This window comes from Arthrobacter sp. AOP36-A1-22 (assembly GCF_052377615.1).
Lineage (GTDB): Bacteria > Actinomycetota > Actinomycetes > Actinomycetales > Micrococcaceae > Arthrobacter_H.
Map to the genome: position 1 here is coordinate 1 of NZ_JBQSWX010000024.1, position 21,232 is coordinate 21,232.

Genomic DNA, 21,232 nt, shown 5'->3' on the forward strand with positions numbered 1-21,232 from the left:
ACGACAGCCGGGCCGTACGCCCCGGGTGGAACGCCTGATGCATCCCCTGGGACACCACCAGTTCGACCCCCAGGATGTCTGCCACCAGTCGGGCCACATCCAGGGCCGAGGCCCAGTCGTGGGCCCGTGGCTCCACCCCGACGCCGGGGGCCGCATCGTTGCCGAACAACACGGCGCCGATATGCTGCGGCTGTTCGGGCAGACCGGCATCCAGTGCGTCCAGGACGTCGTCGGCGGGGCGTTCACCCAGCGGCGGGATCGTCGCGGTGCCCAGCGTTTCACCGGGCAGGTAGACCAACCCGGCCTCGTAGAGGGCCAGATCGCGGAAGCCCCTGGAGTGGTTCCGACGCGCGGTCTCCAGCAGTCCGGGCAGGATGCTGGTGCGCAGGAACCCGAACTCGGTGGAGATCGGGTTGGCCAGCTTCACCGCCGCGACCTCGGTGCCGGCCGTTGCCGCGCCGAAGGTCTGGTTCTGCGCCAGGGACACGAACGGATAGCTCAGCACCTCGGTCAGTCCGGCGTCGGCGAGGCCCTGGAGCACCCGGCGGCGTTGCTGCTGGGTCCGGGTCAGGCCGCGCCCGGGGGGAGCCACCGGAAGGGTCGAGGGGATCTCCTCGTAGCCGACCAGCCGGGCGATCTCCTCCACGAGGTCCTCGCGGATGCGCAGATCGGGCCGCCAGGACGGTGCGGTGACCCGCAGCCCCGCGGTGGTCTGCTCCACGGTTGCACCCAGATCCCTCAGCGTTCCGGTGACCTGTTCGGGGGTGTAGTCGACGCCGATCAGCTTCGAGGCGAAGTCCTCGGGCAGATCGATGATGCGTGGTTCGGGCCGGGCGCCCTCGTCGGTCGCGGTGTCCTCGGCGGTTCCGCCGGCCAGTTCAACCAGGAGTTCGACGGCGCGTTGGGCGGCTTCGTCGGCCACTTCCCAGTCGACCCCGCGCTCGAAGCGTTTGGAGGCCTCGGAGGGTAGCCTGTGCCGGCGACGGGATCTGGCCACGGCCACCGGGCTGAAGTGGGCGGCTTCGATGAGCACGTTGGCCGTGGACGTCGAGACCTCGGTCTCGGTGCCTCCCATGACCCCGGCGATGCCGATGGCTCCCCGGTCGTCGGCGATCACCACGTCCTGGGGGTCCAGCTCCCGCTGCTTGTCGTCGAGCGTCCTCAGGCGCTCCCCCGCCGTGGCACGACGCACCACGATGTCCCCGCGCAGGACGTCGGCATCATAGAAGTGCAGCGGCTGGCCCAGTTCGAGCATCACGTAGTTGGAGATGTCCACGATCAGTGAAATCGTCCGCATTCCGGCCAGGGTCAGCCGCGAGGCCATCCAGGGAGGGGTCGGCCTCGAGGCGTCCACCCCGGTGACGGTCCGGGCCACGAACCGGTCGCAGCCGGGGGCCGCGTAGGCTCCTGCATCGTCGGCGATCCGTACCGGGTATCCGGGTCCGGTCGCGGCGGGGACGGTGACCCCCGCCGCCGGGTCGGTGAAGGTGGTGTGCGTGGCGTGGGCGTATTCGCGGGCGACGCCGCGGATCGAGAAGCAGTAGCTGCGGTCCGGGGTGACGTTGATTTCCGCCGCCTGGTCGTACAGGCCCAACAGCTCCATGGCATCGGAGCCGATCTCGGGGTCCAGCCCCAGGCGCGAGAGCACGATGATCCCGTCGTGGTCATCACCGATGCCCAGTTCGCGGGAGGAGGCGATCATCCCTGCCGAGACATGACCGTAGGTCTTGCGGGCACTGATGGCGAAGTCGCCGGGCAGCACGGCCCCGGGAAGGGTGACCACGACCTTGTCGCCTTCGACGAAGTTGTGCGCACCGCAGACGATGCCCTGCACGCCCGAGGGGTCGATCCCGTCGTGGGTGAGGTCCTGGGTGGCCCCTTCGGGCACCACGCGGACCTGGCACCAGTTGATGGTCTTGCCGTTCGTCTGGGGTTCCTTGACCAACGATTCGACCCGGCCCACGACGATGGGACCCGAGATGGAGTCGGTGGGACGGTGGACGTCCTCCTCCTCCAAGCCGACCCGCACGAGGTCGGCCATGACGTCTTCGGCCGTGGCGTCGGCCGGTACCTGCGCGTATTCGCGCAACCAGGAAAGGGGTATGCGCATGATTAGATCTCCATCCCGAAGTGTTCGCTGAAGCGGATGTCGCCCTCGATCATGTCGCGCATGTCCGGGACGTCGTTACGGAACATGAGCGTGCGTTCGATGCCCATGCCGAAGGCGAAGCCCGAGTATTCCTCGGGGTCGATGCCGGCGGCGCGCAACACATTGGGGTGCACCATCCCGCAGCCACCCCATTCGATCCAGGCCGGCCCTCCCTTGGCCCCGGGGTGGAAGATGTCCAGCTCGGCGGAGGGCTCGGTGAAGGGGAAGAAGTTCGGGCGCAGCCGGATCGCGGCATCGGGGCCGAACATCTGCCGGGCGAAGTGTTCCAAGGTGCCGCGCAGATCGGCCATGGTCAGGCCCTTGTCCACGGCCAGGCCCTCGAACTGGTGGAAGACCGGGGTATGGGTGGCGTCGAGCTCGTCGGTGCGGAACGTCTTGCCCGGGCACAGCACATAGACGGGCAGATCGCGCTCGAGCATCGAGCGGATCTGCACCGGCGAGGTGTGGGTACGCATCACCAGGTGGGACTCGGCGGGTTCGATGAAGAAGGTGTCCTGCATGTCGCGGGCCGGATGGTCCGGGGCAAAGTTCAGGGCGTCGAAGTTGAACCATTCCGATTCGACCTCGGGGCCCTCGGCGATCTCCCAGCCCATGCCCACGAAGATATCGCCGACCCGTTCCTGCAGGGTGGACAGCGGGTGCCGGGCCCCGGCACGACGGCGGTGCGCCGCCGCGGTGACGTCCACGGCCTCCTCGATGAGGATCCGTGCGGCGTCCTCCTCCTCCAGGACCGTGGTGCGTGCGGCCAGGGCCTTGTTGACGCGGCCACGGGCCCCGCCCATCAGCTTGCCGGCTGTCGCCTTCTCGGTCTTGTCCAGCCGGCCGATTTCGCGGTTGGCCAGGGCCAGCGGGGACTTCTCTCCGCTATGGGCCAGCCGGGCCTGCTTGAGCATTTCGAGATCGGTGGCCGCCTCGATGGCCGACAGGGCGGCGTCGACGGCAGCCTGGACTGCCGCCTCGTCGGTGGGATGCGGAACCGACGGTGCGGTTCCTCCGGGTCCACCGTTCGGTGGCGTGGCTTCAGACATGGCAGATGTACGGCCCTTTTCACGGTTGGGGTGGTCCTGTTTCCGGATCCCAGTCTAGTAGTTCGCCCCCGGGCTCCCGAACCCGCGCGCGGACATTGCGCCCGCCGCGGCGTCGTTCCATATGTCCCGCCTTGTGATCGCGTCCACTCCCCGGCCATAATGACCACCATGCATGTAGCCCGGCGCTTGACGCTGACGACCGTCCTGTCCACGCTCGCCCTGGGAAGCCTCTCCGCATGCTCATCCCCGGTGCCCGATCCCGATCCGGTCGCCCAATCCGTGGCCCAGGCCCTGGAGACCTTCGATTTCTCTTCCGTGCCGCTGAAGAATGCCGACCCTGCCACGGTTTCCGAGGACCTGGCCACCGCCTTCGACTCCATGAAGGACCTGAAGCACCGCACCACGGTGGACTCGGTCGAGCGGCCCGAGGACGAGGACGAGGACTCCCCCACGGCGACCGCCACCTTCACGACGGTCTGGGACGTGGATGACACCAAGACCGACTGGGAATACTCCACCAGCGCACAACTGGCCTACGACCAGGAGGCGGAGGCCTGGCAGGTCGACTACGACCAGGAGGAACTCACGGGGCTGGAACCGGGCCACCATGTGGCGTTGCGGACCAAGGCCTCCGAACGCGGGCAGATCCGCAGCACCGATAAGCAGGCACTGGTCAAGGACCGCCCGGTGGTCCACCTGGGCCTCGACAAGACGCGGCTGGAGGACGGCGAGGCAGGGGGCGCGGCGAAGAAGCTCGCGAAGCTCGCCGACGTGGACGTGTCCGACTACGTCGCCCGGGTCAAGGCCGCCGGGGACCAGGCGTTCGTCGAAGCCATCACGCTGCGCGACAACTCCAAGCGCGAGGTCACCGACGCCCAGGTCGAAGCCATCCCCGGCGGCCGGGCCATCACCGGCAGCGAGCCGTTGGCCCTGACCCGGACCTTCGCCCGACCGATCCTGGGCACCGTCGGGCAGGCCACCGCCGAAATCATCAAGGAATCCGAGGGCAAGACCAAGGCCGGGGACGTCGTGGGGCTCTCGGGGCTTCAAGCCCAATACGACGATCGGCTCTCCGGCACGGCGGGCCTGACCATCGCCAGTTACGATCCCTCCGGCCAACAGGTGGAAGAGCTCTTCGAGCGCGACCCGAAGAACGGCAAGGACCTGACCGTGACGCTGGACTCGGCCCAGCAGAAGCTGGCCGAGAAGCTACTCAAACAGGTCGACCCCACCTCGGCCCTGGTCGCCATCCGCCCCTCCGACGGCTCCGTTCTGGCCGCCGCCTCCGGCCCGGCGGAGCAGGGGATGAACACGGCGATGCTCGGCAAATATGCCCCCGGGTCCACCTTCAAGGTGGTCACCGCCCTGGCCATGCTCCGCGATGGGAAGACCCCGTCCAGCAAGGTCAAATGCCCGAAGACCACCACCATCAAGGGCAAGGAGTTCAAGAACTTCGACGCCTACCCCGCCGGCAAGCTCGGGACCATCCCGCTGTCGGAGGCCATCGCCCAGTCCTGCAACACCGTCTTCATCAACGGGGCTGCGGGCCTGAAGGCCAAGGACCTGACCACTGCCGGGGCCTCCCTGGGGCTCAACCCCTCCCCGTCGACCGGCGTCTCCTCGTTCCTGGGCTCCATCCCGGATGATTCGACGGGGACGACCCTGGCGGCCAATGGCATCGGCCAGGGTGTCGTGGAGACCTCCCCGTTGGGCATGGCCACCGTCGCCGCTTCCGTGGCCGCCGGCCAGACGGTCTCCCCGCATCTGGTGGAGTCCCCGAGCCCGGATGCCGCCAAGGATCCGGCGAAGAAACTGGAGTCGAAGGAGGCCGACGAGCTGCAGAAGATGATGGCCGGAACCGTCACCCATGGCACCCTGGTGGGCCTGCAGAAGGTCCCCGGGCCGAAGGTCTACGGCAAATCCGGCACGGCCGAGTACGACGCCGACGAGAATGCCCATGCCTGGGTCATCGCCGTCCAGGGTGATCTGGCCGTGGCGGCATTCGTCTCCGAAGGCATCGGTGGGGCCCAGACCGCTGGACCCCTCGTCGCTGATTTCCTCACCGGGGTGCAGAAGTCCGGTGGCGGCAACTGACCGGGCGCGTTGGCGCAGCGCGGCGAACTGGCTGAACCTGGCTACTCCGTGCGGGCTGCTGCTGGCCCGTGCCACGGGGTGCCGGGTGCGTTCGGGGCCTCGTGGCCTCTACCTCGCCCTCGGGTATCGGCTGGACCTGCCCGACGCCGCGGCCTTCACCGTGGGCAACGTCGTCCTCTGGCGGGAGGGCCTCGACGAGCCGGAGCGTTGTCCCGGACTCATCGTCCACGAGGAACGCCACGCCAGCCAATATGCCTGGTGCCTGGGACTGCCGTTCCTACCGCTCTACGCGGTGGCCGCCGGATATTCCTGGCTCCGCACCGGCGACCCCGCCTCCCGCAATGTCTTCGAACGGCAGGCCGGGCTGGCGGCTGGCGGCTACACGCAGCGCAGGAGCCGGCCGATCGGCGCCCTCCTGCCGCCGCTCAGGCGATGGTCCCGGCCCCGAGGCTGATATCCGCCGAGCCCTCCAGCGCCTCACGCACCACCAGGACCAGCGCCGTGGCCAGGGACTCGGGATCCACCCGGGCCACCGCCGGGAAGGGGACATGGACGAAGCCGCCACGGCGGGCCTGTCCCGAGGCCGCCAGCTCATGCATCAGCGTGTAGAAGATCTGGTTGCAGACGAAGGTGCCGGCACTCTGGGACACCTGGGCGGGGATCCCCTCCCGCTGCAACGCGGCCAGGGCCCGCTTGAGGGGCAGGGTCGTGAAATAGGCCGCAGGGGCCCCGGGAACGACGGGCACATCCACGGGTTGTTCCCCCGCGTTGTCGGGGATGCGGGCGTCGATCACGTTCAGGGCGACCCGTTCGAGCATGACGGCCCCGGCAGCGGCATTGAGCCCGGTGCAGACCACCAGTTCCGGACGGTGGTCCTGCAGGGCCCTGCGCAGGACTCCCGCGGCTTCGGAAAAGACACACGGAAGTTCGACGGCGGTGGCGGGGTGGCCGGATTCGGAGAGCAGTTCCGCGGCACGGCGTGAGGCGTCCCCCGACGGGTTCAGCGGATCCCCGCCAAAAGGTTCGAAACCGGTCAGCAGGATCATGGGCGCACGATGCCCTGACCGGATACCGTCCCGGGTAGGGCACCGTGTCGGGCCACGATCGCCTCGACGATCGGCAGATCCGCGGGAATCCACGGAACAACGTCCTTCAGGTCCCCATCGAGTTCCAGCCACCGCAGTTCGTCGTGGTCTTCCAGCGGTTCGGGGGTCCCGTCGGTGACGCAGGCGAGCCAGACGCGCATGGCCGCCGGTCCCGAGAGTTTCCAGCCCTGGTCGATCGGTCCCTCGATTTCGGCTCCGAGTTCCGCCTCGATGCCCAGTTCCTCGGCCAGTTCACGAAGCAGACCGGCCTGGCAGCCCTCCCCGGCTTCGACCTTGCCCCCGGGAAATTCCCAGAGCCCGGCCAAGGCGGGCGGACTGGTCCGGCGGGCCGCCAACAGCCGGGTCGGGGCCTGGAGCGAATCAACCAGTGCCGCGCCGACGATTTGTTTCAACGCATTCATTCAGCGACTCCTTCGTTGGTCCCGGGACCCCCGATGTCCTCGGTCGTCCGTTCGATGTCAGGTTCGAGGTAGATCAGTGTTGCGGTCGGCACCGAGGCGCGGATCCGCGCCTCGGTCGCATCGATGGCCCTGGCGATGTCTTCACCGGAACTGCCCTTGCGGATGCCGAACTTGGCGGCAACGAGGATCTCCTCAGGGCCCAGGTGCAGGGTCTTCAGGTGGATGATGTCGGTGCCGTCGGCGCGGATGGCCGCTTCGATCCCGGCGATGTCTTCACCGGTCGCCGACTCCCCCAGCAGCAGGGATTTGGTTTCCACGGCCAGGATGACCGCGATGCAGACCAGCAGCACCCCGATCATCGCGGTCCCGGCGGCGTCGAAGAGCCCATTGCCCGTCAGCAGGGTCAGCCCCACCCCCAGCAGGGCGAAGAACAGGCCCACCAGTGCCCCCAGGTCCTCCAACAGGATCACCGGTAGTTCGGGGGCCTTGGCCCGGCGAACGAACTTCACCCACCCAGTGGTCCCGCGGACCTGGTTGGATTCGCGGATGGCCGTCCTGAAGGAGAGTCCTTCGGCGATGATCGCCCCGACGAGCACGGCGACCGGGACCCACCACCAGGGTCCTTCGATGCCATGGGGATCCTTGAACTTCTGGAAGGCTTCATAGAGGGCGAACAGCCCGCCGACGCTGAACAGGATGATGGAGACGATGAAGGCGTAGATATACCGCTCACGTCCGAACCCGAAGGGGTGTGCGGGGTTGGCTTCACGGGTGGACCTCTTCCCGCCAATCAGCAGCAGGACCTGGTTGCCCGAGTCCGCGACCGAGTGGATCGCCTCGGCCAGCATCGATGAGGACTGGGTGAGCAGCCAGGCGACGAACTTGAAGACGGCGATCGCCAGATTGGCTGCCAGCGCCGCGACGACGGCCTTGTTCCCACCGGATGCTGCCATGGTTACCGCCTCTGTCGGGGCGCGATGCGCGCCATTGGATATCCTTGCGTCACGGTACTACGTCGAGGGGCTCCTCCCGCCACGCCCGGACCGTGCCCTCAGGCGGATGGACCGGATCTCCGGTGCGCCCGCGCCGAGGCGTAGAGGCAGACGGTGGCCGCCGTGCCCACGTTCAATGATTCCGCGACCCCGTAGAGCGGTACCGCAACCCGGTGGCCCGCGGTCGTCAGTTCCTCCTCGTCCAGTCCCTGGGCTTCGTTGCCGAAGAGCCACGCGGTGGGTGCCTCCAGCTGAGGTCCCGCAACACTCCCGCTGCTGCCAGGTCCACCCAGGCGGCGCATCGTGCTCTGGTCCTGCAGCACGTCGAGGTCGGTATCCCCGTACCCGTCGGCGGCCAGAAGCTGCACCTGCGCCTCCTGCGCCGCAGCGGCCAGGGACGTGAACGACACCCCGGAGACGATCGGCACCTGGAAGATGGATCCGACGGTGGAGCGCACGGCCTTGGGGTTGTAGATGTCGACGCTTCCCCCGGTGAGCACGACTGCATCGGCCCCCGCTGCCACGGCGGCGCGGAGGATCGTGCCGGCGTTGCCGGGGTCCTGGACCCGGCACAATACGGCGACAAGCCGCGTCCCGGCGTCGAACACCTCATCGAGGCTGGTCTCGGCGATGCGGCAGACGGCCATGATCCCTTGCGGGGACACGGTGTCGGCCATGGCGGCCAGCACCTCGGGGCTCGCGGTGCGCAGCCTGACCCTGGTCCGCGGCCGCGCCAGATCCGGGTGTCGCTGGAGGGCTTCAGCGGTGGCGAAGACCTCCTGGACGATCCCGCGTTCGCCCCCGGCCACCATGGTGTCGTGGCGTTGCAGTGCCTCACGGACCGCTTGGGGTCCCTCGGCCAGGAAAGCAGCCTTCTTGGCACGGCCGGGCCGGGTGGCCAACCGGGCCACGTCGCGGACGCGTTCGGCCCGTGGGTTGGTCATTTCGATCTCAGCGTGGTGTTCGGCGCTCATGGGAAGAACCTTATCGGTGTCGGGCGCCGCAGCGCACAGGTGGTCCGGCCACCACTAGTGGTTAACGGCCGAGGGGACGGAATCCGCTTGGAATTCCGTCCCCTCGCACCATGCGGGCCGTGGCCCGCGGCGCAGTGTCCTACTTGGAGAACTGCTGGCGGGACTCGCCACCTGCCGGCTCGAAACCGGCGGCCTTGGCGGCCTCGACGGAGTTGAACCAGAACTCCGGCTGCGTCTGGTCGTACCAGGTCGAATCCGGCACGTGGTACTTCATCGACTGGTTGCCCTTGATGACGTAGCCCGCGGGGGCTTCCTCGCCTTCAACGGCCTTGACCATGCCTTCACCCTCGGTGGCCTTGGCGGCCTTCGGGGCGGCGGCCTTGGGGGCGGCAGCCTTCTTGGCGGCCGGAGCAGCCGGTGCCTTCGTGGCGGGCTTCTCGGCGGCCGGGGCGTTGACGTCGGCCGGGAGGGCCTCCTTGGCGACCTTGACCAGTGCGCCGAACGCGTTGGCGTCGGACACGGCGAGATCGGCGAGCATCCGGCGATCAACCTCGACCTCAGCGGCCTTCAAGCCCTGGATCAGACGGTTGTAGGTCAGGCCGTTCGCGCGGGAAGCAGCGTTGATGCGCTGGATCCAGAGGCGACGGAAGTCACCCTTGCGCTTGCGGCGGTGGCCGTAGCTGTAGACGAACGAGTGGAGCAGCTGCTCCTTGGCCTTGCGGTACAGGCGCGAACGCTGACCGCGGTAGCCCTTGGCCCGTTCGAGAACGACCCGACGCTTCTTGTGGGCGTTGACTGCCCGCTTCACACGTGCCACGTGTGTACTCCTTAATATCTTGTCCTCGGGATGCCTGCCTATCGGCGACCTGTCCGGGGGAACTCCATGGATGGATGGGAACTCGTGGTTCCCGGTGCGTGTGCTTAGAGGCCCAGCATCCGCTTGATGGTCTTGGTGTCCGCCTTGGCAACGATCCGTTCGCCCTTGAGCTGGCGCTTCAGGCTGGAAGGCTTGTGCTCCAGGTAGTGACGACGATTGGCCTGCTGGCGCATGATCTTGCCGCTACCGGTGAGCTTGAAGCGCTTCTTGGCGCCACTGTGGGTCTTGAACTTCGGCATATCCGCCGTTCTCCTTACGTGCTCCCGTTGCCCTATCGGACCGGGGATCTTTGAGGCTTCCTGTATGGGAAACCGTGGGTCAAGTGCTGCCCCCGACAGGGGCTGGCCACACCGGGCTATTTACCCGGACGAGGTTTCGGAGCCGCGGTGGGCTTCGGAGCCGCGCTGGGCTTCGGTGCCGGTTTCGGCGCAGGCTTCGGGGCCGGCTTGGCGGCCGGCTTCGGAGCTGCTGCGGGCTTCGCTGCAGCGGCCGGCTTGGCTGCCGCTGCCGGCTTCGCCGCGGTCGACGGCTTGCTGGCCGCCGCTGGCTTGGTCGCTTCCGCAGGCTTGGCGGCTTCCGCAGGCTTGGTGGCCGGTTCGGCCTCGGGGGTCTGCGGGGCTGCGGCTGCCTTGGCTTCTGCTTCCTTGGCTGCTGCGGCGTCGACCTTGGCCTTTTCGGCGTTATCCGCCTCGACCTGGGCCAGACGCGCCTGGAACTCGTCCGGAAGGTTGTCACCCAAGGACTGGGTCATGGCCGGCTGCTCGTCCGAGGTATCGACGCGGTCTTCCTTGGTCGCCTTGGACTTGGCCTTGTCGTTTTCACGCTGTGCCTGACGGCGGGCTTCGGCCTTGGCCTCTGCCTTGTTCTTCAGCGGTCCGACGACCATGACCATGTTGCGGCCGTCCTGACGCGGGCTCGACTCGACGACGCCGACTTCGGCCACGTCTTCGGCGAACTTGTTCAGCAGGCGGATGCCCAGTTCGGGACGCTGCTGCTCACGACCACGGAACTGGATCATGGCCTTGACCTTGTCGCCAGCGCCGAGGAAGCGCAGGGCATGCCCGGTCTTCGTCTCGTAATCGTGCTTGTCGATCTTGAGGCGGAAGCGGACTTCCTTGAGGACCGTGTTGGTCTGGTTCTTGCGTGCCTCGCGTGCCTTCACCGCGGCTTCGTACTTGAATTTGCCGAAGTCCATCAGTTTGCACACGGGCGGCTTGGCCGTCGGCGCCACCTCGACCAGATCAAGGTCGGACTCCGCGGCCAGACGCAACGCGTCCTCGATGCGGACAATGCCCACCTGTTCGCCGTTGGGTCCAACCAGCCGCACCTCTGGGACGCGGATTCGATCGTTAATGCGTGGATCGCTGATGTGTCGCTCCTGCTTTTCGTAGTTCGAAGCCGCCAGCAACAAGAGAAGGCCTCCAGCTGCTGGGCAGATGGAGGCCTGGAAAATCGGTTCGGCTGCTCGCGCATGCCACGGAACCCGTGGTTCCGTCCCGAAGTGACCCGGCAACCTGAAGCGGTTACTGCGGGTGGGAGTAGGCCTCCACTTGCATACTCGTTTCGTTGTTCCCGACGGATCCTTCGCCCGGTGGGGCGGAATCCGCTGAGTCAGCAAAACCAGTCGGTCTGTGAAAAGCTTAGCAGCATGAGTACCCCTGAAACCAATCCGGACGCCACCTTCGGCGAGACCAACGAGGTTCGCGACATCGCTGAAGTAGCGGCCGTGGAAGTCATTACCACCGCAGCCGTGCACCTGATGAGCGCGGCAGCCGTGAAGTGCGGACTCGCCGAAGGCGAAGACGCGGAAGACCTGCAGGACCTGGATGAAGCCCGCAAGCTCATCACCGCACTGGCGGGTCTGATCACGGCAGCAGCACCCGAAGTCGGCTCCCAGCATGCCGGCCCGCTACGCGACGGCCTGCGCTCCTTGCAGCTGGCCTTCCGTGAGGCCTCCAACTACCCGGATGCCCCGGGGCAGGGTCCCGGCGAGAAACTCACCGGGCCCGTGAACTAGGGCTTCGACCACCATTCCCAGGGAGGTCGCCACCCCGGTGGCGGCCTCCTTTTCGCTGCCCGGCCCGGGGGTCCCTGCCGCCGGGTGGCGTAGCCGTTCACGCGCGGGCCGGTGGTCCCTGGAGTCCGAGTTCCAACGAATCGACCCGGGCACCGAATTCCGGGTCGGCTCCCAGCGTGCGTTGCAGTCGCTCGACGGTGTCGGTGACGTCATCACGGGCCATCCCGGAACGCAGGGAGACCTCCACGCGCAGCTCCGGGCCCGGGCCTCCCCCGGCCATGACCGTCCCATCGGCGGTGCGCGAAGCAACGCCCCGGCCCGGGGCCGCGGTGATCCCGAGGATGGCGGGATCGGCGTCGGCCGCGGCCTGCAGCAGCGGCAGCAGGGTCTCGTCGGCGTAGCTGGGGGTCCACTCCTGCTGTTGGGCCAGCGCCCACATCGCGGGCCGTCGCAGGACGAAGGTGGCCTCTGCCGCGGGGTCGATCACGATGAGCTGGGCCTTTTCGGCCACGGCGGACAAGGCGGCCCGCGGAGCGTAGACGGCCACGGGGCGTGCTTGCCCGTGCCAGGCCTGCAACCGGTCGACACTGCTGAACACCGGCAGGGCGGGGCGGCCGTCAGGGGCGGTGATGGTCACCAGCGCCATATCGGCTTCCTTGTCTTCGGTGAATCCGTGGTCCCCGAGGCCCCCTTCGGCCAGGGTCGCGACCACGGGCACGAACACCCTGGCGTGGGCCAACGCCTCGTGGACCATTTGTTCGGTACCGGAGCCGGCCTTCAGCGCGGTGATGGCTTCGAGGTAGCCGGGGTCGGCCGTGCCGTCGTCATCATCGAAGTGGTGCAGCGGGTTTCCCCCGCCCGACAGATCCCGTCCGGCCCAGGATTGGCCGGCGGAGTCGGTGGCTTCTCCGGCGCGGAGCAGGGCGGCCTCGATATGTCCTGGCAGGTGGCGGCCGATCCGCTGGTCCGTGGGAGCTTTCCCGCGGGGTGTTCTGGCGGCCGCGTTGGATGCGCCGTCGGTCATCGCTACCGCCGGCCGGCGACGTCGAGGGCCTGGGGCAGGGTGAACTGCCCGGAATACAGGGCCTTGCCCACGATTGCGCCCTCGACCCCGTCGGGCACCAAGGCACGTAGTTCGCGCAGGTCATCGAGGCTGGAGATCCCGCCGGAGGCGATCACGGGTCGACTGGTTCGGGTGCACATTTCACGCAGCAGGTCCACGTTCGGACCGCGCAGTGTTCCGTCCTTGGTCACATCGGTCACGACGTAGCGGGCGCATCCGGCGTCTTCGAGCCGGGCCAGCACGTCCCAGAGGTCTCCCCCTTCGCTGGTCCACCCGCGGCCGGCCAACGTGGTTCCCCGCACATCGAGTCCGACGGCGATCTTGTCTCCGTGCCGGGCGATGGCGCGGGCCGTCCAGTCGGGGGCTTCCAGGGCAGCGGTACCCAGGTTGACCCGGGCGGCACCGAATTCCAGCGCCCGTTCCAAGGATTCGTCGTCCCGGATTCCGCCGGAGAGTTCGATCTTGATTCCCAGTTCACGGGAAATCCGGGCGACGGCCTGGGTGTTGTTCCCCCTCCCGAATGCGGCGTCCAGGTCCACCAGGTGCACCCACTCGGCGCCGTCTTGTTGCCAGGCCAGGGCCGCTTCAAGCGGGTCACCGTACCCGGTCTCGCTGCCGGCTTCGCCCTGGACGAGGCGGACGGCTTGCCCGTCGGCGATGTCCACCGCGGGCAGGAGTTCGAGGATGCTGTTGCTGGTCACGGGGATCTTCTCCGGTCTTCGTCGAATAGGTCGTGGGGGGGGTGGTACGCGGCGTCTTGCCGGGAGGGGAAGACTACTTCAGGGTCATGATGTAGGCGGAAAGCAGGGCCATCGCCGCCAGGACCCAGGTCGCGATGATCCAGGAGATATGGGCCTTTTGCTGACGCAGCGACAACGCACCACCGGCGAGGATGCCGCCGACCGCCATGAGGATGAGACTCCACATCAGGACAGGGTTCCCAACCAGTTGGATAGCAGTTTCGCCCCTGCTTCGCCTGACTTCTCCGGGTGGAACTGCACGGCCGACAACGGCCCGTTCTCCACGGCGGCGATGAAGGGGCCCCCGTGATCGGACCAGGTCACTGCCGGGGGGCTCATACGCGGTTGGGCCACCGGGAAATCCCAATGCTGGACCGCATAGGAGTGTACGAAGTAGAACCGCTCGTCCTCGAGACCGGCAAAGAGCCTGGACCCTTCGGCCGCCGTGACGGTGTTCCAGCCCATATGCGGGACCACCGGCGCCTTGAGCCGCTCGACGGTTCCGGGCCATTCCCCGAAACCGGCGGTCCGGATACCGTGTTCGACCCCCTCATCGAAGAAGACCTGGTGGCCGACGCAGATCCCCAGGACCGGACGGCCCCCGGCGATCCGGCGCCCGATCAACGGTCCTGCCCCGACCTCGCCGAGGGCCTTCATCACGCTGGCGAAGGCGCCGACTCCTGGAACGACGAGACCATCGGCCCCACGAATGTCATCCGGTTTGTTGCTCAGGGTGACTTCGGCTCCGACGTGTTCGAGCGCGCGGACCGCGGAACGGATGTTGCCCGATCCGTAATCCAGCACGGTGATCCGGGGCCCGGCCATCTACAGGGCACCCTTCGTGGAGGGGATCATCCCGGCGTTGCGGGGGTCTGGTTCCACGGCCTGGCGCAAGGCGCGGGCGAAGGCCTTGAACTGCGCTTCGACGATGTGGTGCGGGTCCCTGCCGCACACCAGTCGCATGTGCAGGCAGATCTGTGCGTGCAGCGTGATCGATTCGAAGACGTGGCGGGTGAGCGAGCCGGTGAAGTGCCCGCCGATCAAGTGGTATTCCTGACCAGCCGGCTCACCCCCGTGGACCAGATAGGGCCGTCCCGAGATGTCGACGACCGCGTGGGCCAGGGCCTCATCGAGCGGGACCGAAGCTTCGCCGAAGCGGCGGATCCCCGCCTTGTCGCCCAGGGCGGTGCGCAGGACCTCGCCGATGGTGATGGCCACGTCCTCCACCGTGTGGTGGGCGTCGATGTGGGTGTCGCCGGTCGCCTGGACCGTCAGGTCGATCAGCGAGTGCTTTGCCAGCGCCGTGAGCATGTGGTCGTAGAACGGGACGCTGGTGCTGATGTTCGCGACACCCGTGCCGTCCAGGTCGAGTTCGACGGTGACGGTGGACTCGCTGGTGGCACGCTCCATGCGGGCTCGGCGACCGCCGAGCAATTCTGCAGACATGGGTATTCCTTCGGTGTGGGTGGGGCGGGCGGCGACGGTGGCGGCCCGCAGGTTAAGTCTAGCTGTCGTGCCCGGAGCCGGTATCCGCGGCGGGGCTCAGGAGGCCCTCCAAGGCCTGGAGGAATGCGGTCGTCTCGGTCTCGGTTCCAGCGGTGACCCGCAGATGACCGGCGATGCCCACATCTCGGATGAGTACCCCGGCCTCGAGCAGACCCTGCCAGATGGCACGGGAATGCTCGAGCCCGCCGAAAAAGACGAAATTGGAGTCACTGACTGCCGGTTCCAACCCCAACCGGGTGAGTTCGCGGACGATCCTGTCGCGTTGGCCCTTGATGTCCTCGACCGTGGCCAGCAGCGCATCGACCTGTTTCAAGGCGGCATTGGCGGTGGCTTGGGTGACGGCCGAGAGGTGGTAAGGCAGACGGACCAGGCGCAGCGCATCGGCGATTTCCGGGGCCGCCGCGAGATAGCCCAGCCGGGCCCCGGCCAGCGCGAAGGCCTTGCTCATGGTCCGGGTGACGATCAGTCGTTCGCGGCCGGGCAGCAGTGTCAGCGCGGATCCGGTCCCGCTGAGTGCGAATTCGGCGTAGGCCTCATCGACGATGACGATCGCCTGGCTGGCACGCCCTGCCTCGTATACCGCTTCCACGACGTCCAGTCCCAGGGCGGTACCCGTCGGGTTGTTCGGCGAACAGAGGATCACGATATCCGGCGCCGCCTCCGTGACCTGGTCCGCTGCGGATCGCGCGCTGAGTCCGAAGTCACCGCTCCGCTCTCCGGCGAGGTAGGTGGTGTCGGTCCCGCTGGCCAGCAACGGGTACATCGAATACGTGGGCGGGAAGCTCATCACGGTGCGTCCCGGCCCTCCGAAGGCCTGGAGGATCTGCTGCAGGACCTCGTTGGATCCGTTGGCGGCCCACATGTTCGCCGCATCCAGCCCGTGTCCCAAATAGTCGGCGAGGCGTTCGCGGAGTTCGGTGAATTCACGATCCGGGTAACGGTTCAGGGACGCAGCGGCGGCACTGACCTCTTCGGAGATGGCCCGGCTTACTGCCTCGGGCAACGGATGGGTGTTCTCGTTGACGTTCAACAGGATGGGCACGTCCAGTTGCGGTGCGCCGTAGGGTTCGATGCCACGCAGGTTTTCACGCAGGGGCAATTTGGCCAGTCGTTCCAGCTGATCACTCACGACCCCATTCTATTGCCCGTGCCCCGCAGTCGGGAATCGGACCGGGTGACAGGGTCATAAAGCGGGCCTAATCGCCCGTGGGGACGAAGATCTCCTGGCCCGGGACGAGGACCGATCCGTTCAGGTCGTTCATTTCCGTGATTTCCGCCATGACGTCACGGCGGTCGCGCTGCGGGGCGAACTCCTCGGCCAGCGCCCAGACCGTGTCGCCCTCCATGACGGAGACGGTCGTGGCTTCCACCGCGGTCGTATCCGATGCGTCCGAGGCCATGACCGGGGCGGTGAAGATGCCAGCGAGGACGAGCAGGGCGGTGGCTGCCAGCATGACCGGCAGGCCAATGAGGATGAAGCGCCCCCGTCGCGTCAGCTCCAGCCGGCCCCGAGGGGTGGAGGCACGGGCCGGGGCGGTGGTCGGAACGGAGTCCGCCTTGAGGGACACCGGGGCTGCGAGTGCGATCTGCGCCATGGTCTGACCTTCCTGTTGTCCGCCGAAGCGGGTTCTCGTTGCGGGTGTCGAACCCGATCTTCGAACTCATATTCGAACTTCTATCTCATTTTTAGCATCTATGTACGAAGATTGTCGAGACACGTTCGAATAAATCTTTGAATGAAGTCCGTGACTGCCCTAGAGTGGAAGCCATCGGCTGGATGGATGAGAGTCCACCAGTTGCATCCGACACATTGCGCACAGCCCCGGTACGCCGGCGATTTACCAGGACGGGATGGATCATGAGCTCAGCGGAGAATCCGGCGCCGAAGAAGGCACCGAAGGGGTTGACTGTCCGGCAGAGGCGGATCCTGGAAACCATCCAGGAGGCCGTGACCGCCAAGGGGTATCCGCCGTCCATGCGCGAAATCGGCGATACGGTCGGGCTGGCGAGCTTGTCCAGCGTCACCCACCAGCTCGCCCAGCTGGAGAAGCTCGGCTACATCCGGAGGGATCCACGCCGCCCCCGGGCCATGGAGATCCTGCGCCCGCTGGCCCCCGAGGTCACCGGGACCCCGGAGGCCTCGCAGCCGGCTCCCGCCCCGCGGGAACCGGAGCAGCTTCGGCCCCGGCTGACCGTGGTGGACTCGGATGATTCCGACGAGGTGGCCCGGGTTCCGCTGGTGGGCCGCATCGCCGCCGGTGGACCAATCCTGGCGGACCAGGCGGTCGAGGATGTCATGTCATTGCCACGCCAACTCGTCGGGCACGGTGAACTGTTCATGCTCAAGGTCAGCGGGGATTCGATGGTCGAGGCAGCCATCTGTGACGGGGACTGGGTCGTCGTCCGCCGTCAGCAACATGCGGAGAACGGCGATGTCGTCGCGGCGCTGCTCGATGACGAGGCCACGGTGAAGACCTTCAGGCAGCGCGACGGCCACACGTGGCTGCTGCCACAGAACCGCCAGTACGAGCCGATCCTGGGCGATCATGCCACCGTCATGGGCAAGGTCGTTTCGGTGATGCGTTCGATCTAGGCCGCGGTGTACTTCCAGGAGGGCCCGTCCGCGGACGGGCCCTCCTTTCATGTCTAGTCCTCGCTCGCCGCCAGACGCCTCAGCGACCCCAGCACGACGTCCTTGTCCGTGGTCGACCACATCGGGGGCAGCGACGCACGCAGGTAGTTTCCATAGCGTTCGGTGGCCAGCCGTGAATCCAAGACGGCCACCACGCCACGGTCCCCCGTGGAACGGATCAACCGGCCTGCCCCCTGGGCCAGACGGACTGCTGCATGGGAGGCGGAGACGGCCATGAAACCGTTGCCCCCATGTCGGGCAACGTCGCGGCTGCGTGCCGTGGACAGCGGGTCGTCGGGGCGTGGGAAAGGGATCCTGTCGATGACCACCACCCGGCATGACTGACCCGGCACGTCGACTCCCTGCCAGAGGGTCATGGTCCCGAACAGGCAGGTATCGCGTTCATCGGCGAACTGCCGGACCAACGTGGACATGCTCGACTCGCCCTGGCAGAGAATCTCCGGGTCCACCCGTGGCCGCAGCGCTTCGGCGGCCTCCTCGGCGGCCCGCCGGGAGGAGAACAATGCCAGTACTCCCCCGCCGGAGGCCCCGATCAGGTCGGCGAGCTCATCCAGGGCCTCGGTCGATACGTTTCGCGATGGTTTGGGCAGATGCCGCGCAACATAGAGCATCCCCTGCCGGGCATAGTCAAAGGGGCTACCGACATCGATGCCCGTCCACGCGGGAGCCCCCTCGCCGAGCAGCCCCAACGATCCGGCCACCGGTTCGAAGGCAGCACCTATGGCCAGGGTCGCGGAGGTCAGGACGACCGTGCGGCCGTCGAAGAGGCCCTCACGTAATTTGCCGGCCACCGACAGTGGAGCGACATTGATCGTCGCGGGGGCCGAGTCATCCGGGGCGCTGTAACCGGCCCCCGGGGTGAAGTTGCCTTGGCGGGATATCCAGACGACCTCGCGTTCATCGGCGGGTCCATCGAGGCGTTCGCACTGTTCCTGCAGATACATCAACTGCGAGCGGGCCATCTGGCGTCCGCCGTCAGCGGTTTCGCCATTCCCCGGTTTCGAGTCGGACAGGGCCGTACGCGCCGCTTCGCGCACGGCGGCGATGGCGGCGACCTGCTCTTCGTTCAGCCCCTTGGGCAGCAGCCCGGTCGGCACTCCCTCCAGGGAGTCGGACAGGGTCTTACCCGCCTGGTTGAGGGCTTCGACAGCGACGCCTTTGCAGTTTCTGCGGGTCGCGGTGGCCGCGGCGGCAACCAGCGCTGCCGAGATGGGGCGGGTCACCGAATTGGTGACCCGGTCCTGGAGTTCATGGGCCTCGTCGATGATCACCGTGTCAAATTCCGGCAGCACCGCCAATCCCTCGAACGCCGAGACGGCCAGCAAGGCGTGGTTGGTGATCACGATGTCGGCATCGCCGGCCTTCTTGCGGGCCAGTTCGCTGAAGCATTCCTCGGCCATCGGGCACCGCTGGGCACCGAGGCAGTCCATGGCACTGACGGAGACCTGCCGCCAGGCACGTTCGCTGACCCCCGGGACGAGATCGTCCCGGTCCCCCGATTCGGTTTCCTCGGCCCATTCGCGTACGCGAACGACTTCCTGGCCCAGTGCCGAAGTGGGCCCCGTGCCGGCGGTCAACGGGCGGGCCGCCCCGTCATCGCCCAACGCGAAGAGCGCCCCTTCATCCTCGTCGGGGTAGCCGCCTCCCAGCTTGTACTTGCAGACATAGTTCGATCGCCCCTTGGCCAGGGCGACATCCAGGTGCCGCGGCAGCTCGTCATCCAGGTTCTCCAGGAGCCGGGGAACGTCCCGACCGACGATCTGGGCCTGCAGGGCCAAGGTCGCGGTGGAGACGACCACCGGTTTATCTGCTTCGAGGGCGTGGGCGATCGCCGGAACCAGATAGGCCAGCGATTTACCCGTCCCGGTGCCGGCCTGCACCAGGAGGTGCTTTCCGCTTTCGAAGGCCTCCACGACCTGTTTGGTCATCTCATGCTGTCCGGGCCTGCTTTCCCCGCCCATGCGTTCGACCGCCTGATCCAGGAGGGCGACCACCTCTTGTACTTCAGCCATGTACGACGAACTGCTCCAATTCCGCGGCGAGTGCACCGCGTACCTTCACGGACAGACGGGTCCCTTCATCCAGGTGCTCGGTCTCCAGGATCTCCGCGTCGGAGCCGTGCAGCCGGTGGACCAGATCACCACGGTCATAGGGAATCAGCAATTCCATGGCCACATCCGGACGGGGGATGGCTTCGCTGATCGCCGCAAGCAGTTCGGGGATCCCCCCGCCGGTCCGGGCAGAGACCACCACATGGTTCGGTTCGCGTTGACGAATGCGTTCGACGACGAACGGATCGGCGATATCGGCCTTGTTCAACACGATGATCTCTGCAATGTCCTGCGCGTCGACCTCGGTGAGGACCTCCCGGACCGCATGGATCTGGCCTTCGGGGTCGGGGTGGGAGGCATCGACCACGTGCAGGATCAGATCGGCGTCGGCGATTTCCTCGAGGGTCGAGCGGAAGGCCTCCACCAGTTGGGTGGGCAACGACCTGACGAATCCCACGGTATCGGCAATGGTGTACCCCAAGCCATCTTCGGTTTCCGTGCGCCGGACCGTGGGATCCAGCGTGGCGAACAGTGCGTTCTCCACCAGCGCCCCGGCGTCGGTCAAGCGGTTCAGCAGCGAGGACTTTCCCGCGTTCGTGTACCCGGCAATGGCCACCGCCGGAACGGCATTGCGTTTCCGGTTCGAGCGTTTGGCATCACGTGCCGGTTTCATGCCCTTGATCTCGCGACGGAGTTTGGCCATGCGGTCACGGATCCGTCGACGGTCCAATTCGATCTTGGTCTCGCCGGGGCCGCGTGATCCGATGCCACCGCCCGCGGTCCCGACCCGGCCACCGGCTTGGCGTGACATGGATTCGCCCCAGCCACGGAGGCGGGGAAGAAGGTATTCAAGCTGGGCCAGTTCGACCTGGGCCTTGCCCTCACGGCTCTGCGCATGTTGGGCGAAGATGTCCAGGATCAGCGAGGTCCTGTCGATGACCTTCACCCGGACGATGTCCTCCAACGCCCTGCGCTGGGATGGAGCCAGTTCGGAATCGACGACCACGGTATCGGCCCCGGTGCTGGCCACGACATCGCGCAGCTCCTGGGCCTTGCCCGAGCCCAGGAACGTGGCTGGATCCGGTTTCAAGCGGCGCTGGACCATGCCATCCAGGACTTCCGATCCCGCTGTTTCGGCCAAGGCGGCCAGTTCCCGCAGGGAGTTTTCCGCTTCCTGGGACGTTCCTTCGGTCCAGATTCCGGCGAGTACCACCCGTTCCAGCCGAAGCTGCCGGTTTTCGACCTCGGTGACGTCTTCCAGCTCGGTGGACAATCCGGCGACGCGGCGCAGCGCATGGCGTTCGGACAGATCGCGCTGGTCGCCATCGCTTGATGAGTGTCCGTCACCCTTGCCGTCCAAGGCCAGGGCTTTGCCGCCCAGCGGCGCCTGGGCGCGCCTGTCGTCAGCACGCTGGGGCGTGGCACGGTCGGTGGCATCGTCCGTGGCCAGAATACGGTCGATGACGGATTGGATCTCGTCCTCCGGGAGGTTTCGATCGTCCGGGTTGGGCTCGTTATGAGTGGTCATGTTCCCCTTTGAAAGGATTCGTACACCAATTC

22 protein-coding genes are annotated in these 21,232 nt (G+C 67.1%); 4 read left to right on the top strand and 18 right to left on the bottom strand.

Annotation, left to right across the window (positions count from 1 at the left end; all coding sequences use genetic code 11):
* Positions 1 to 2,110: phenylalanine--tRNA ligase subunit beta (gene pheT, locus ACT3S2_RS12925; protein ID WP_444561776.1), on the bottom strand; the 2,110-nt coding region annotated here is incomplete at its 3' end.
* A gap of 2 nt (positions 2,111 to 2,112) precedes the next feature.
* Positions 2,113 to 3,198, bottom strand: a complete 1,086-nt coding sequence (gene pheS / locus ACT3S2_RS12930) for a phenylalanine--tRNA ligase subunit alpha (RefSeq protein ID WP_444554580.1) — start codon at positions 3,196 to 3,198, stop codon at positions 2,113 to 2,115.
* Between the two features lie 168 nt (positions 3,199 to 3,366).
* On the opposite strand from pheS, the gene ACT3S2_RS12935 reads away from it, so the two are divergent.
* Together ACT3S2_RS12935 and ACT3S2_RS12940 are read left to right on the top strand one after the other, a co-directional pair.
* On the top strand, positions 3,367 to 5,292 hold the full coding sequence (locus ACT3S2_RS12935; RefSeq protein ID WP_444554581.1) for a penicillin-binding transpeptidase domain-containing protein: 1,926 nt from the start codon (positions 3,367 to 3,369) through the stop codon (positions 5,290 to 5,292).
* A complete protein-coding gene (locus tag ACT3S2_RS12940; protein WP_444554582.1) occupies positions 5,279 to 5,746 on the top strand; it encodes a hypothetical protein in 468 nt (155 codons plus the stop codon). Before ACT3S2_RS12935 ends, ACT3S2_RS12940 begins: the two co-directional genes overlap by 14 nt.
* Here ACT3S2_RS12940 and pcp read toward each other — a convergent pair.
* The 7 genes from pcp to infC form a co-directional block, all read right to left on the bottom strand.
* Positions 5,718 to 6,338 carry a pyroglutamyl-peptidase I gene (gene pcp / locus ACT3S2_RS12945; protein WP_444554583.1) on the bottom strand — a complete coding sequence of 207 codons (621 nt, stop codon included), beginning with the start codon at positions 6,336 to 6,338 and terminating at the stop codon, positions 5,718 to 5,720. The genes ACT3S2_RS12940 and pcp overlap by 29 nt on opposite strands.
* The gene (locus ACT3S2_RS12950) at positions 6,335 to 6,799 is read right to left on the bottom strand and encodes a (deoxy)nucleoside triphosphate pyrophosphohydrolase (RefSeq protein ID WP_444554584.1); all 465 of its coding nucleotides are present in this window, start codon (positions 6,797 to 6,799) and stop codon (positions 6,335 to 6,337) included. The genes pcp and ACT3S2_RS12950 overlap by 4 nt, the downstream gene beginning before the upstream one ends.
* The gene (locus ACT3S2_RS12955) at positions 6,796 to 7,752 is read right to left on the bottom strand and encodes a cation diffusion facilitator family transporter (RefSeq protein WP_444561777.1); all 957 of its coding nucleotides are present in this window, start codon (positions 7,750 to 7,752) and stop codon (positions 6,796 to 6,798) included. Before ACT3S2_RS12955 ends, ACT3S2_RS12950 begins: the two co-directional genes overlap by 4 nt.
* Before the next feature lie 98 nt (positions 7,753 to 7,850).
* Entirely contained in the window at positions 7,851 to 8,765 is a 915-nt protein-coding gene (locus ACT3S2_RS12960) for a TrmH family RNA methyltransferase (protein ID WP_444554586.1), read from the bottom strand.
* 139 nt (positions 8,766 to 8,904) lie between these two features.
* Complete coding sequence (rplT, locus tag ACT3S2_RS12965; protein WP_444554587.1) at positions 8,905 to 9,582, bottom strand: 50S ribosomal protein L20, sunset domain variant; 678 nt, start codon at positions 9,580 to 9,582, stop codon at positions 8,905 to 8,907.
* Positions 9,583 to 9,686: 104 nt separating this feature from the next.
* Positions 9,687 to 9,881: a 50S ribosomal protein L35 gene (gene rpmI, locus ACT3S2_RS12970; RefSeq protein ID WP_444554588.1), complete on the bottom strand. Its 195-nt coding sequence runs from the start codon at positions 9,879 to 9,881 to the stop codon at positions 9,687 to 9,689.
* Between the two features lie 116 nt (positions 9,882 to 9,997).
* Positions 9,998 to 10,969, bottom strand: coding sequence for a translation initiation factor IF-3 (gene infC / locus ACT3S2_RS12975; protein ID WP_444561778.1), 972 nt, complete (start codon positions 10,967 to 10,969; stop codon positions 9,998 to 10,000).
* Positions 10,970 to 11,290: 321 nt separating this feature from the next.
* Here infC and ACT3S2_RS12980 point away from each other — a divergent pair, with 321 nt between their 5' ends.
* Positions 11,291 to 11,659 carry a DUF1844 domain-containing protein gene (locus ACT3S2_RS12980; protein WP_444554589.1) on the top strand — a complete coding sequence of 123 codons (369 nt, stop codon included), beginning with the start codon at positions 11,291 to 11,293 and terminating at the stop codon, positions 11,657 to 11,659.
* 97 nt (positions 11,660 to 11,756) lie between these two features.
* Here the strand turns inward: ACT3S2_RS12980 and ACT3S2_RS12985 are convergent, their stop codons facing one another.
* From ACT3S2_RS12985 to ACT3S2_RS13015, 7 genes are all read right to left on the bottom strand, one after another.
* Positions 11,757 to 12,683: an SseB family protein gene (locus ACT3S2_RS12985; protein WP_444561779.1), complete on the bottom strand. Its 927-nt coding sequence runs from the start codon at positions 12,681 to 12,683 to the stop codon at positions 11,757 to 11,759.
* A 2-nt stretch (positions 12,684 to 12,685) separates the two neighbouring features.
* Positions 12,686 to 13,429 carry a bifunctional 1-(5-phosphoribosyl)-5-((5-phosphoribosylamino)methylideneamino)imidazole-4-carboxamide isomerase/phosphoribosylanthranilate isomerase PriA gene (gene priA, locus ACT3S2_RS12990; protein WP_444554647.1) on the bottom strand — a complete coding sequence of 248 codons (744 nt, stop codon included), beginning with the start codon at positions 13,427 to 13,429 and terminating at the stop codon, positions 12,686 to 12,688.
* Positions 13,430 to 13,496: 67 nt separating this feature from the next.
* Positions 13,497 to 13,649, bottom strand: a complete 153-nt coding sequence (locus ACT3S2_RS12995; RefSeq protein ID WP_444554591.1) for a hypothetical protein — start codon at positions 13,647 to 13,649, stop codon at positions 13,497 to 13,499.
* The gene (gene hisH / locus ACT3S2_RS13000; protein WP_444554592.1) at positions 13,649 to 14,287 is read right to left on the bottom strand and encodes an imidazole glycerol phosphate synthase subunit HisH; all 639 of its coding nucleotides are present in this window, start codon (positions 14,285 to 14,287) and stop codon (positions 13,649 to 13,651) included. The genes ACT3S2_RS12995 and hisH overlap by 1 nt, the downstream gene beginning before the upstream one ends.
* Positions 14,288 to 14,908, bottom strand: coding sequence for an imidazoleglycerol-phosphate dehydratase HisB (hisB, locus tag ACT3S2_RS13005; RefSeq protein ID WP_444554593.1), 621 nt, complete (start codon positions 14,906 to 14,908; stop codon positions 14,288 to 14,290).
* Positions 14,909 to 14,966: 58 nt separating this feature from the next.
* Positions 14,967 to 16,097, bottom strand: coding sequence for a histidinol-phosphate transaminase (locus ACT3S2_RS13010; protein ID WP_444554594.1), 1,131 nt, complete (start codon positions 16,095 to 16,097; stop codon positions 14,967 to 14,969).
* A gap of 67 nt (positions 16,098 to 16,164) precedes the next feature.
* Positions 16,165 to 16,563, bottom strand: a complete 399-nt coding sequence (locus tag ACT3S2_RS13015; RefSeq protein WP_444561780.1) for a LysM peptidoglycan-binding domain-containing protein — start codon at positions 16,561 to 16,563, stop codon at positions 16,165 to 16,167.
* A gap of 263 nt (positions 16,564 to 16,826) precedes the next feature.
* Between ACT3S2_RS13015 and lexA the strand changes: the two genes are divergently transcribed.
* Entirely contained in the window at positions 16,827 to 17,561 is a 735-nt protein-coding gene (gene lexA / locus ACT3S2_RS13020; protein WP_444554596.1) for a transcriptional repressor LexA, read from the top strand.
* Positions 17,562 to 17,614: 53 nt separating this feature from the next.
* Here lexA and ACT3S2_RS13025 read toward each other — a convergent pair whose 3' ends face one another.
* Together ACT3S2_RS13025 and hflX are read right to left on the bottom strand one after the other, a co-directional pair.
* Positions 17,615 to 19,633, bottom strand: coding sequence for an ATP-dependent DNA helicase (locus ACT3S2_RS13025; protein ID WP_444561781.1), 2,019 nt, complete (start codon positions 19,631 to 19,633; stop codon positions 17,615 to 17,617).
* Positions 19,626 to 21,200 carry a GTPase HflX gene (hflX, locus tag ACT3S2_RS13030; protein WP_444554598.1) on the bottom strand — a complete coding sequence of 525 codons (1,575 nt, stop codon included), beginning with the start codon at positions 21,198 to 21,200 and terminating at the stop codon, positions 19,626 to 19,628. Before hflX ends, ACT3S2_RS13025 begins: the two co-directional genes overlap by 8 nt.
* Positions 21,201 to 21,232 lie beyond the last annotated feature (32 nt).

What these genes read in the sequence shown, in the direction of transcription:
- ACT3S2_RS12935 (WP_444554581.1), top strand. Translation starts at nt 3,367, where the DNA reads ATGCATGTAGCCCGGCGCTTGACGCTGACGACCGTCCTGTCCACGCTC.
- lexA (WP_444554596.1), top strand. Translation starts at nt 16,827, where the DNA reads ATGAGCTCAGCGGAGAATCCGGCGCCGAAGAAGGCACCGAAGGGGTTG.
- pcp (WP_444554583.1), bottom strand. Translation starts at nt 6,338, where the DNA reads ATGATCCTGCTGACCGGTTTCGAACCTTTTGGCGGGGATCCGCTGAAC.
- ACT3S2_RS12980 (WP_444554589.1), top strand. Translation starts at nt 11,291, where the DNA reads ATGAGTACCCCTGAAACCAATCCGGACGCCACCTTCGGCGAGACCAAC.
- hisB (WP_444554593.1), bottom strand. Translation starts at nt 14,908, where the DNA reads ATGTCTGCAGAATTGCTCGGCGGTCGCCGAGCCCGCATGGAGCGTGCC.
- pheS (WP_444554580.1), bottom strand. Translation starts at nt 3,198, where the DNA reads ATGTCTGAAGCCACGCCACCGAACGGTGGACCCGGAGGAACCGCACCG.
- rpmI (WP_444554588.1), bottom strand. Translation starts at nt 9,881, where the DNA reads ATGCCGAAGTTCAAGACCCACAGTGGCGCCAAGAAGCGCTTCAAGCTC.
- hflX (WP_444554598.1), bottom strand. Translation starts at nt 21,200, where the DNA reads ATGACCACTCATAACGAGCCCAACCCGGACGATCGAAACCTCCCGGAG.
- hisH (WP_444554592.1), bottom strand. Translation starts at nt 14,287, where the DNA reads ATGGCCGGGCCCCGGATCACCGTGCTGGATTACGGATCGGGCAACATC.
- ACT3S2_RS12985 (WP_444561779.1), bottom strand. Translation starts at nt 12,683, where the DNA reads ATGACCGACGGCGCATCCAACGCGGCCGCCAGAACACCCCGCGGGAAA.
- ACT3S2_RS13015 (WP_444561780.1), bottom strand. Translation starts at nt 16,563, where the DNA reads ATGGCGCAGATCGCACTCGCAGCCCCGGTGTCCCTCAAGGCGGACTCC.
- ACT3S2_RS12995 (WP_444554591.1), bottom strand. Translation starts at nt 13,649, where the DNA reads ATGTGGAGTCTCATCCTCATGGCGGTCGGCGGCATCCTCGCCGGTGGT.
- ACT3S2_RS12955 (WP_444561777.1), bottom strand. Translation starts at nt 7,752, where the DNA reads ATGGCAGCATCCGGTGGGAACAAGGCCGTCGTCGCGGCGCTGGCAGCC.
- ACT3S2_RS12960 (WP_444554586.1), bottom strand. Translation starts at nt 8,765, where the DNA reads ATGAGCGCCGAACACCACGCTGAGATCGAAATGACCAACCCACGGGCC.
- ACT3S2_RS13025 (WP_444561781.1), bottom strand. Translation starts at nt 19,633, where the DNA reads ATGGCTGAAGTACAAGAGGTGGTCGCCCTCCTGGATCAGGCGGTCGAA.
- ACT3S2_RS12950 (WP_444554584.1), bottom strand. Translation starts at nt 6,799, where the DNA reads ATGAATGCGTTGAAACAAATCGTCGGCGCGGCACTGGTTGATTCGCTC.